We start from the raw sequence: 10,532 nt of genomic DNA, 5'->3' as shown, positions 1-10,532 counted from the left end.
GGAATGGGGCATGACGCCCCAGACGGTGAACGCCTATTACAACCCGCCGCGCAACGAGATCGTCTTCCCGGCCGCCATCCTGCAGGCGCCCTTCTTCGATCCGAACGCGGACCCGGCCGTCAACTACGGCGGCATCGGCGCGGTGATCGGCCACGAGATCACCCACGGCTTCGACGACCAGGGCAGGAAGTCCGACGGCGACGGGGTGCTGCGCGACTGGTGGACGCCCGAAGACGCCGCTCGCTTCGAAGAGCGGGCCAAGGTGCTGGGCGCCATCTACGACAAGCTGGAGCCGATCCCCGGCGTCCACGTCAACGGCGACCTGACGATGGGCGAGAACATCGCCGATCTGGGCGGCCTGCTCCTGGCGCTGGACGCCTATCACAAATCGCTGAACGGCCAGCCGGCGCCGGTCATCGACGGCCTGACGGGTGATCAGCGGGTCTTCCTGGGCTGGGCCCAGGTCTGGCGCGAGAAGTCGCGCGAGGCGGCGCTGAAGGAGCAGCTGACCACCGACCCCCACTCGCCGGGGCCGGTGCGCGCCGCCACCTCGCCGCGCAATATCGACGCCTGGTACGCCGCCTTCGGCGTGTCGCCCGACCAGAAGGAATATATCGCGCCGGACGCCCGCGCCCGCATCTGGTAAGCTCGATCCCGCCCCTCAGCAAAAAGGCCCGGAGCGCACGCTCCGGGCCTTTGTCTTTCACTGGTTCTCGGGCGGCCTACTTCGGCGTGGTCGCCGCGCCGGCGACGGCGCCGATGGCGGCGCCCGCCACCGTCGAGCCGGTGTTGCCGCCGACCACCTGGCCCGCGACAGCGCCCCCCAGAGCGCCCGTGGCGGCGCGTTGTTCCATGGTCTGGCCGCAGGCGGCCAGCAGGGCGACGACGCCGACGGCGGGGGCCAATTTGATCAGGGTCTTCATGGGTCTTCTCCGAGGGAGCGAGGGGACGATGTTGACCGAACGGAAAAGCCCCGCGTCCGGTTCCGAACGCGGGGCTTTATGGTGTCGCTATGCTCGGGACGCGGTCCCTCGCGACCTGAGCGACAGGGTGCGCGCTATGCTCGGGACGCGGTCCCTCGCGACTTGAGCGACAGGGTGCGCGCTATGCTCGGGACGCAGTCCCTCGCGACCTGAGCGACAGGGTGCGCGCTATGCTCGGGACGCGGTCCCTCGCGACCTGAGCGCTTAGCCGACGATCTGGTCGTCGGTGAAGAACTGGGCGATCTCGATCTTGGCGTTGTCCAGGCTGTCGGAGCCGTGGACCGAATTTTCGCCGATAGACAGGGCGAATTGTTTGCGGATGGTGCCGTCGGCGGCCTGTTCCGGGTTGGTGGCGCCCATGACTTCGCGGTATTTGGCCACGGCGTTGTCGCCTTCCAGCACCTGGACCACGACCGGCTCGGCCGTCATCTGCTCGACCAGTTCGCCGTAGAACGGACGCTCGGCGTGGACTTCGTAGAATTTCTTGGCCTGTTCCGTCTGCGCAGGCCGGCGCCTTCGATCACGGCGTTGATCGCGCCGGTCAGGTTGCGGCGCGTGGCGTCGGGCTTGATGATCGAGAAGGTGCGTTCGGTCATGGGAATTGACTTCTTGTTGGGAGATTGAGTGTCGCGGGCTTATAGCGACCACCTCCCGCGTTTCCAACCGTCCCTTTTTGCATCCCTGACGCACGCCGCATGGCGACCTGCCGATTGAGGGACGCCGACCAACCGAAGAACCTTCGCCGCCCATGCTTCAGATCACCGACCTGACCTTCAACGCCTGGGGCCGCAAATTCCTCGTCGATGCCTCCGTCAGCCTGCCGCCCGGCGCCAAGGTCGGGCTGGTCGGCCGCAACGGCATCGGCAAGTCGACGCTGTTCAAGCTGATCCTGGGCGAGTTGAACGCCAACGGCGACGAGATCAGCCTGCCCAAGACCGCGCGCATCGCTTCGGTGGACCAGGAACACCCGGCGACCCCGGTCAGCGTCATCGACACCATCCTGGAAGCCGATGTCGAGCGCCACGCCCTGCTGGGCCGCCTGGAAACCGCCGAACCGGAAGAGATGGGCGAGATCTGGTCGCGGCTGATCGAGATCGACGCCGACGCCGCGCCGGCGCGCGCGGCCGAAATCCTGGTCGGCCTGGGCTTCGACCAGGAGAACCAGGCCCGGCCGATGTCGGAGTTCTCGGGCGGCTGGCGGATGCGCGTCGCCCTGGCTGCGGCCCTGTTCGCCGAGCCGGACATGCTGCTGCTCGACGAACCGACCAACTATCTCGATCTGGAAGGCGCCCTGTGGCTGGAAGCGCGGCTCAAGAAATACCCGCACACCGCCCTGATCATCTCCCACGACCGCGAGATGCTGAACGAGGTCTGCACTCACATCCTGCACCTGGCGAACCACACCCTGACCCTCTACACCGGCAACTACGACGCCTTCGAAAAGGCCCGCGCCGAGAAGGCCCGGCTGCAGATGTCGGCCAAGGCCAAGCAGGACGCCGAACGCGCCCACCTGCAATCCTTCGTCGATCGCTTCAGGGCCAAGGCCACCAAGGCCGCCCAGGCCCAGTCGCGGATGAAGCGTCTGGAGAAGATGCAGCCTGTGGCCACCACCATCGAGGAGCGCGTCGCCCCCTTCACCCTGCCCTCGCCGCCGCGCCCGCTGGCGCCGCCGCTGATCCGGCTGGAGCGGGCCAATGTCGGCTACGAGCCGGGCAAGCCGATCCTGCGCAACCTGAACCTGCGGATGGACCTGGACGACCGGATCGGCCTCTTGGGCGTCAACGGCGCGGGCAAGTCGACCTTCGCCAAGATGATCGCCGGCGCCCTGGACGTGTCCGAGGGCGAGCTGCATCGCGACAAGAAGATGCGCGTGGGCTGGTTCCACCAGCATCAGATCGAGGCGATGGACCCCACCGACACGCCGCTGGAGATCATCCGCCGCGCCATGCCGGATGCGCCCGAAAGCGCCCGCCGCTCCAAACTGGCCCAGTTCGGCCTGGGCTATGAGAAACAGGAGACCACGGTCGACAGCCTGTCGGGCGGCGAACGCGCGCGCCTGCTGCTGAACATGGTGGCGATGGATGCGCCCCACGTCCTGATCCTGGACGAACCGACCAACCACCTGGACATCGACAGCCGCCGGGCCCTGCTGGACGCCCTGAACGACTACAACGGCGCCGTCATCCTGATCACCCACGACCGGTCGCTGATGGAGATGGTGGCGGACCGGCTGTGGCTGGCGGCCGACGGCACGGTGAAGCCCTTCGACGGCGACATGGACGACTACGCCAAATTCGTCCTGGACCGCGCCAAACAGGCCATCGCCAAGCCCAGCCAGATCAAGAAGGAAGAAACCGCCGCCGCCCCTGTGCAGAGCAAGGGCAAGAAGAACGACAGGAAGTCAGGCCCCTCGCCTTCCACCCTTCGTCATGCGGTGAAGAAGGCCGAGGAGGAAATGGCGCGCCTGACCGCCGATGTCGCCCGGTTGGACGACGATCTCGCCAACGCCGCCGTCAGCGATCCCAAGCAGCTGGAGGGCCTGACCCGCGCCCGCGCCAAGGCCCAGGCCGATCTGGAGGCGGCCGAGGCGGCCTGGGTGGCGGCCGAAGAGGCGCTGGCCGAGGTCGCCGGATGAAGCCGATCGAATTCTCCAAGGAGGAGCGCGCCGCCGTCGCCGGCAAGCTGCGCGACTATTTCGCCCGAGAACTGGATCAGGAACTGGGCCAGCTCCCGGCCGAAATGCTGCTGGACTTCATCGGCCGGGAGATCGGCGGCGCCTTCTATGATCGCGGCGTCCACGACGCCCAGCAGCTGGTGCGACAGAAGGCAGAGGACATCGTCGAGGCCCTATACGGCCTGGAACGCGCGGTCCCGACGCGCTGACCCGCCTCGTCTCACGACGGACCGACACGACCGCAGACCGCCCGACGCATCCACGCCAGGCGGTCGGATCGTTCAGTCAATCGGGCAGGTCTTCGGACAGGATCGCCATTTCGAACATGAACGAACCTTCTTCGTCCTCGTCCTCGAAGACGATGCCGATGAACTCGTCGCCGACATAGACTTCAGCCGAGTCATTCTGCTTGGGGCGGGCCTTCACGATGATGCCGCCGGTGTTGAAGGTGCGCTTGAGGTGGCCCTCGATACGTTTCAGGTCGGTGTCTTTCACGGGGGCCTCATGGTCTGAATGTTGGCGGCGGACCCTAGAGAAGTCCGGCGGACAGGGGAACCGCCGGCCGTCATTTTCCACCTACGCGGCGCGTTGAACGGCGAAGGCGCGCCTTTGTTCATTTTCCCATACGGCCGCAGCCGCACGGCCGAGGCGCTGTCAGATCACGAAGTCATAGACCACGTCGGCCAGGGTGTGGTCCATCGTCCGCGCCGGCTCGGCCTCGGTCGGACAGTTGACGAGACGCGCAGGAACCCCCGCCACGGTGCAGCCGGACGGCACGGCCTTCAACACCACCGAGCCGGAGGCCACCTTGGCGTAGTCGCCGATGGGAATATTGCCCAGAACCTTGGCCCCGGCGCCCAGCAACACGCCCTTGCCGATCTTGGGATGGCGGTCGCCGCGCTCGGCCCCCGTCCCGCCCAGGGTCACGCCGTGCAGCATCGACACGTCGTCGCCGACCACCGCCGTCTCGCCGATGACGATGCCGGTGCCGTGATCCAGGAACAGCCCCTTGCCCAGCCGCGCCGCCGGATGGATGTCCAGCTGGAACAGCTCGGAAATCCGGCTCTGGAAATGGAAGGCCAGGGTCTCGCGCCCCTGCCCCCACAGCCAGTGGGCCACGCGCCAGCCCTGCAGGGCTTGGAAGCCCTTGAAATAGAGGAAGGGCTGCAACAGGTTGCGGATCGCCGGATCGCGCTCGGCCACGGCCTGCAGGTCGGACTCCGCCGCCTCGACGATGGCGGGATCGGTGTTGAACGCCGACAGGCAGACCTCTCGCACCGACATGGCGCTCATTTCCCCGTCGGCCAGCTTGCGCGCGATCTGGAAGCTGAGGGCGCCGGCCAGGTCGTCGTGCGACAGGATCACGGCGTTCATCTGCGAGCCCAGCTGCGGCTCCTCTCGCGAGGCAGCCTCGGCCGAGGCGCGCAGCTGTCGCCACACGCTCTCGGTTTCCGCGACGATTTCCAGCTTGGCCATGACCGGCTCCTTCGTCCTCATCCTACCCGCCCCAGCATGGCCTGCGCCAGCGCCTGCGGCAGCGCCCCGTTCATCGCCATATGATAGGCCTTGTAGGCCGTCGCCACCGTCAGGCCGTCGCGCACCGTTCCGCGTCCGATCTCGTCCAGCAGATCGAGGAACGGCGCGCGCACGACCGTTATGATCTCGGTCGGATCGGGCGCGGTCATGACGGGCGACAGGCCCCAGGCGATCCAGGTCATGCCCATCTCGTCGGTGATGGAGTTGGACATCTCGATCGTCAGCGCCGGCGCCCAGTGTTCGGCGTGCAGCCCCGCCTCCTCGGCCAGTTCGCGCCGCACCCCGTCGAACGGGTCCTCGTCCAGCGGCGCCCCGCCCTCGGGCATTTCCCAGGAGTAGTTTCCGTGGGCGAACCGCTGCTGGCCCACCAGGGTCACGGTCCCGTCGTCGTGGACGGGCAGGACGCCGGTTCCGACGTTCTTGAACCGGACCACGGCGTAGTCGGCCTTCATTCCCGTCGGCGCCGTCGCCGGATGGCGCGTCACAGCCATCCACGGACTGTCGAACACCGTCTGGGTTCCGTCGCTGCGCCAGGCGGGCGGCTTGGCCAGCCCCCTGGCCCATCTCGGTTCGTCGGTCTTGCGCATGGACGACCTATGGCGGATGCGGGGGCGAAAGCCTAGCTAGGCGGCATGACCGCGCTTAACGAGCCCCTGCCCCCGCCCGTTCCCTCCCGGGACTTTCTGGACCGTCTGGCCCGGCGCCGCTCGGCCCCGGCCCAGGCGCTGACGACGCCCGGTCCGTCCGAGGAGGAGCTGGACCGGATTCTGACCCTGGGCGCCCGCACCCCGGACCACGGCAAGCTGTTCCCCTGGCGGTTCGTGGTCCTGGGTCCGCAGTCGCGCGCCGAGATCGCGGCCAGGCTGGCGGTGCTGGTCGAACTGCGCGGCGGGCCGGCCAAGGATCAGGCCGTGCTGGCCAAGCTGACGGCCGCGCCCGTCACCGTCCTGGTCGTCTCGACCCCCGTCCCCCACGCCAAGCCGGTCTGGGAGCAGCAGCTGTCGGCCGGGGCCGTGTGCATGAACCTGGAGCACGCGGCGGCCGGCTTCGGCTATTCCTCCAGCTGGATCACCGACTGGTACAGCTACGACCCGCAGGCCCTGCCCCTGTTCGGCGTGGGCGAAGGCGAGACCGTCGCCGGCTTCATCCACATCGGCAAGCTGAACGAACCGGCGCTGGAGCGCCCCCGCCCCGACATGGCCGCCAAGGTCACACGCCTGCCGTAAGCCGGCCTTACGACATCGCCCTGCGTCGGTTGGACCTCTCGACCGCCCCGCCTTTGTCCCGCAAGGCCTTGGTTATGGATTCCCTGTTGCAAGCCGTGGGCGACTTCATCGCCCGCAACCATATGTGGGCCGGCGTCCTGCTGGGCCTGGTCGTGTTCGTCGAGTCGCTGGCGATCGTCGGCGCCTTCGTGCCCGCCACCGGCCTGCTGGTGGCGGCGGGCGGCCTGATCGCGGCGGGGGTGCTGGACCCCGTCAGCGTCATCGTCGGCTGCGTCATTGGCGCGGTGATCGGGGACGCCGTCTCCTATTGGGCCGGGCGACGGCTGGGGGTGAAGTTCCTCCAGCGTCCGATGTTCCGTCCGCACCGCCGCCGCATCGCCTGGACGCGGCTGTACTGCCGCCGCTACGGGATCATGTCGATCTTCGTCGGCCGCTTCTTCGGCCCCTTGCGCGCCTTCGTGCCCCTGACGCTGGGAATGCTCAGGATGCGCCAGCGCGCCTTCCAGTTCGGCAATGCGACCTCGGCCGTCGTCTGGGTGCTGGCCATGTTGGCGCCCGGCTATCTGGCCGCGCAGGGCCTGGCCCGAATGGAGCTTCTCAGCGAGGCTCACGGCCCGACCCTGCTGCTGGGCGCCATCGTCGCGGCGATCCTGATCGTCGCCGTCGCCTATCGCCTGATCAAGGCGCGCGTGAGCCGCCGGTCCGCCCTCATGCGCGGCGCGCTGGAGAGCCGCTGATTTCGTCTTCCGGCCGGTGCACGATCGAGACCAGCACCACCGAGATGATCATCAGCAGGAACCAGCTGCCCAGCTTGGCCAGCGACACCATCTCCCATCCCGCCTGCTGTCCGGGATAGACCCAGGCCCGCCCCAGGGTGCCAAGGTTCTCGGCGAACCAGATGAACAGCGCCACCAGGAAATAGCCGAGCAGCAGCGGCATCGACCGCCGGCGCCGATCCGCCGTGAAATAGAACCAGCCCGGCCCGAACAGCAGGGCGGTCGCCGCGAACAGCGCGATCCGCACGTCCGGCAGCCAGTGGTGGGCGAAGAAGTTGACGTAGATGGCCGCCGCCAGCACCCAGGTCGTCCACAGCGGCGGATAGCGTCGGACCCGGATATGAAAGATCCGCTGCACCCGCGCGATATAACTGCCCACCGCCGCATACATGAAGCCCGAGAACAGCGGCACCGCCCCGATCCTGAGCACGCTGTCCTCGGGATAGATCCACGACCCGTGCGCGGTCTTGAACAGCTCCATGATCGTGCCGGCGATGTGGAACAGCAGGATGACCCGCGCCTCCTCCCAGCTCTCCAGCCGAAACGCCAGCATCCCCGCCTGGATCAGCACCGCCCCCACGACCAGAAAGTCGTAGCGCGACACCGGCGCCTGATCGGGCCAGAACAGGAAGGTGCCCAGGATCAGGGCCAGCATCAGACCGCCGAACAGACACGCCCATCCCTGCTTCAGCCCGAACCACAGGAACTCGTAGGCGTAGCGACGCGGCCGGGACCCATCGACCCAGGCCTCGGCCCGCGTCATCAGGCGCCGGCCCCAGGCTTCGAGAGGGAGGGTGTGCGAACGAGACATCGGGTCGCAGCCTAGAGGCTGATCGCGCCGGACGGAACGCCCGCCGTTGCCAGCCCGCCCGCTTCATCCTAAGAGCCGGTTCCGCCATGAGACATCCCGTGACCACAGCGTTCGGCGGCCTGAGGCTGGTCTTCCAGCTTCTGCTTCTGCTCGCGGTCTTTTCGCCGGCGGTTTCGGCCCATGCCTGCGTCGACGAAACCTGCGCCTATGTCGCCGCGGGCGTGCAGGCCGTGCCGGACGACGCGCAAGGCGGCTGCCCCGACTGCGGCCCGGCCTGCGCCAACGGCTGCTGCCACGCGCCGCATCCCGCCGCCCTGCCCGGCCCGGCGTTCATGGATCAGCCGACGCCCCCTGCGCTTCGACTGTCCTGGAGCCACTCCCCAGAACGGCCGCCGCTCGATCCGGCCGGTCTTCGCCGCCCCCCGCGCGCCTGATCCCAGCCGGGGCCTTCCCCGGTCTTTCCGCACCGCCGCGTCCCGTCCGACCGGGACATGGCCAACGCTGTCAGGACCGGCCCATGCGCCGGTCGAGGATCACCATGATGAACACCCTTTCAAGCCCCCTGCTGGCAAGCCCCCTGCTGGCCGGCGCCGCCCTGGCCCTTCTTTTCCCCGCGACCGGCGTCGCTCAAAGCCCGCTGTCCGTCCAGACGCCGTCACAGACCGAAGACGTCGAAGAAATCGAGGAGGTCGTCGTCGTCTCCACCCGCTCGCGCCGCCGCATCCAGGACGAACCCCTCCGCGTCGAAGTCCTCAATCAGGAAGAGATCGCCGAAAAGCTGATGATGCGGCCCGGCAATATCTCGATGATCCTGGCCGAAACGGGCGGGGTCCGCGTCCAGGTCACATCGCCGGGACTGGGCGCCGCCAACGTCCGCGTCCAGGGCATGGGCGGGCGTTACACCCAGTTGCTGGCCGACGGGCTGCCGCTCTACGGCGGCCAGGCGCTGGGGCTGCTGCAGATTCCGCCCAGCGACCTGGGCCAGGTCGAGGTCATAAAGGGCGCGGCCTCGGCCCTGTATGGCGGCCAGGCCCTGGGCGGGGTCATCAATCTGATCTCGCGACGGCCGGGCGACGCGCCAGCGGGCGAACTGATCCTGAACGCCACGAGCCGCGACGGCCAGGATGTCTCGGCCTATGGCTCCACGCCCCTGTCCGATCATTGGCGAGGCTCGCTGCTGGCGACCTACAATCATCAGGCGACACAGGATCTGGACGGGGACGGCTGGATCGACATGGCGGGATATGACCGCTGGTCCGCGCGTCCGCGCATGTTCTGGACGGGCGACGACGGGGCGACCCTGTTCCTGACCGCCGGCCTGATGGGCGAGCAGCGGCGCGGCGGCACGCTGGACGGCGCGACGGCGCCGGATGGACGCCCCTTCCGCCTGGACCAGCAGACCGAGCGCCGTGACGCGGGCGTCGTTTACGAACGCCCGTTCGGCCCTGGCATCCTGTTCCAGACCCGCGCCTCCGCCGCCGAACAAAAGCACGACCACCGCTTTGGCGATCTGATGGAATCGGATCGCCACCGCACCTTCCTGTTGGAGGCCTCGGTTTCAGGTGACGCGGAGGGCGCCGCCTGGCTGGGCGGCGTCGTCTGGCAGGCCGACGACTATGCGTCGCAGGCCTTTCCCGTCTTCGATTATCGCTACACCGCGCCCGCCGTCTTCGCCCAGGTCGAATGGGACTGGACCGAGGCGCTGACCCTGGCCGCCAGCGCCCGCTACGACGACCACAGCCGATACGGCGGACAGTTCAGCCCGCGCCTGTCGATGCTGTGGCGGCCCGGCCCCTGGACGGTGCGCGGCTCCTGGGGCCAGGGCTTCTACGCTCCCACGCCCTTCGTCGAAGAGACCGAGGCTGCGGGCCTGTCGCGGCTGGAGCCCCTGGCCGACCTGAGGGCGGAAACCGCCTCCACCGCTTCGCTGGACCTGGGCTATGCGCGGGGGCCGTGGGAGACCAACCTGACCCTGTTCGGCTCGAACATCGACGATGCGCTGCAACTCGTTCCCGTCGCCGCCGACCGCGTTCGCCTGGTCAATGTGGAGGGGGCGACGCGCACGCGCGGGGTCGAGATGCTGGGGCGCTGGCGTCGCGCGCCCTTCGTGGTCACGGCCAGCTACATGTATCTCGACGCGGACCAGCCCGACCCCGTCGGCGCCGGCCGTCGCGCCGCGCCGCTGACGCCGCGCCACACCGCCGGCCTGGTGGCCATGTGGGAAGATCACGATCGCGGGCGGCTGGGCTTCGAAGCCTATTACACCGGCGCCCAGTCCCTGGACGACGACCCCTATCGCGCGCGCGGCGACGCCTATTGGGAGCTGGGGCTGCTGGGCGAGGTGGTGCTGGGTCGCTACCGCATCTTCCTGAACCTGGAAAACCTGCTGGACGAACGCCAGACCCGCACCGGTCCGCTGCTGCGTCCCTCGCGCATCGCCGACGGCCGCTGGACCACCGACGCCTGGGCGCCGCTGGAAGGCTTCGTCGCCAACGCCGGCGTCCGCATCCGCTTCGGCGGCTAAGC

12 protein-coding genes and 1 pseudogene are annotated in these 10,532 nt (G+C 68.6%); 7 read left to right on the top strand and 6 right to left on the bottom strand.

All coding sequences use genetic code 11. The features are described from left to right. Positions 1–646 (top strand): M13-type metalloendopeptidase (locus DI624_RS04555; RefSeq protein ID WP_291536297.1); only part of this gene is annotated, 646 nt, incomplete at its 5' end. A 76-nt stretch (positions 647–722) separates the two neighbouring features. Here the strand turns inward: DI624_RS04555 and DI624_RS04550 are convergent. Then, a complete protein-coding gene (locus DI624_RS04550; protein ID WP_291536296.1) occupies positions 723–923 on the bottom strand; it encodes a hypothetical protein in 201 nt (66 codons plus the stop codon). Between the two features lie 264 nt (positions 924–1,187). Beyond that, positions 1,188–1,579, bottom strand: a pseudogene (gene ndk, locus DI624_RS04545) (nucleoside-diphosphate kinase). Positions 1,580–1,731: 152 nt separating this feature from the next. Here ndk and DI624_RS04540 point away from each other — a divergent pair. Together DI624_RS04540 and DI624_RS04535 are read left to right on the top strand one after the other, a co-directional pair. Further along, the gene (locus DI624_RS04540) at positions 1,732–3,618 is read left to right on the top strand and encodes an ABC-F family ATP-binding cassette domain-containing protein (RefSeq protein ID WP_291536295.1); all 1,887 of its coding nucleotides are present in this window, start codon (positions 1,732–1,734) and stop codon (positions 3,616–3,618) included. Beyond that, positions 3,615–3,866, top strand: coding sequence for a DUF2164 domain-containing protein (locus DI624_RS04535; RefSeq protein WP_291536294.1), 252 nt, complete (start codon positions 3,615–3,617; stop codon positions 3,864–3,866). The genes DI624_RS04540 and DI624_RS04535 overlap by 4 nt, the downstream gene beginning before the upstream one ends. 76 nt (positions 3,867–3,942) lie before the next feature. Here DI624_RS04535 and DI624_RS04530 read toward each other — a convergent pair whose 3' ends face one another. The 3 genes from DI624_RS04530 to DI624_RS04520 form a co-directional block, all read right to left on the bottom strand. After that, positions 3,943–4,152, bottom strand: coding sequence for a DUF3126 family protein (locus DI624_RS04530; protein WP_087120002.1), 210 nt, complete (start codon positions 4,150–4,152; stop codon positions 3,943–3,945). Positions 4,153–4,311: 159 nt separating this feature from the next. Further along, entirely contained in the window at positions 4,312–5,133 is an 822-nt protein-coding gene (cysE, locus tag DI624_RS04525) for a serine O-acetyltransferase (protein ID WP_291536293.1), read from the bottom strand. Positions 5,134–5,150: 17 nt separating this feature from the next. After that, entirely contained in the window at positions 5,151–5,780 is a 630-nt protein-coding gene (locus DI624_RS04520; RefSeq protein ID WP_291536292.1) for an NUDIX hydrolase, read from the bottom strand. Between the two features lie 45 nt (positions 5,781–5,825). On the opposite strand from DI624_RS04520, the gene DI624_RS04515 reads away from it, so the two are divergent. Both DI624_RS04515 and DI624_RS04510 read left to right on the top strand, forming a co-directional pair. Then, positions 5,826–6,419, top strand: coding sequence for a nitroreductase (locus DI624_RS04515; RefSeq protein ID WP_291536291.1), 594 nt, complete (start codon positions 5,826–5,828; stop codon positions 6,417–6,419). Positions 6,420–6,493: 74 nt separating this feature from the next. Further along, positions 6,494–7,156 carry a DedA family protein gene (locus DI624_RS04510; RefSeq protein ID WP_291536290.1) on the top strand — a complete coding sequence of 221 codons (663 nt, stop codon included), beginning with the start codon at positions 6,494–6,496 and terminating at the stop codon, positions 7,154–7,156. Here the strand turns inward: DI624_RS04510 and DI624_RS04505 are convergent. Beyond that, a complete protein-coding gene (locus tag DI624_RS04505) occupies positions 7,128–7,958 on the bottom strand; it encodes a DUF817 domain-containing protein (protein WP_291536299.1) in 831 nt (276 codons plus the stop codon). The genes DI624_RS04510 and DI624_RS04505 overlap by 29 nt on opposite strands. Before the next feature lie 146 nt (positions 7,959–8,104). Here DI624_RS04505 and DI624_RS04500 point away from each other — a divergent pair, with 146 nt between their 5' ends. Together DI624_RS04500 and DI624_RS04495 are read left to right on the top strand one after the other, a co-directional pair. Further along, complete coding sequence (locus DI624_RS04500; protein WP_291536289.1) at positions 8,105–8,440, top strand: hypothetical protein; 336 nt, start codon at positions 8,105–8,107, stop codon at positions 8,438–8,440. An 83-nt stretch (positions 8,441–8,523) separates the two neighbouring features. After that, positions 8,524–10,530 carry a TonB-dependent receptor gene (locus tag DI624_RS04495; RefSeq protein WP_291536288.1) on the top strand — a complete coding sequence of 669 codons (2,007 nt, stop codon included), beginning with the start codon at positions 8,524–8,526 and terminating at the stop codon, positions 10,528–10,530. The last annotated feature ends 2 nt before the right edge of the window (positions 10,531–10,532 follow it).

Origin of the sequence: Brevundimonas sp., assembly GCF_003248455.1 — a bacterium.
In the GTDB taxonomy this organism is placed as follows: Bacteria; Pseudomonadota; Alphaproteobacteria; order Caulobacterales; family Caulobacteraceae; genus Brevundimonas.
This window is presented reverse-complemented; position numbering and strand designations above follow the sequence as displayed.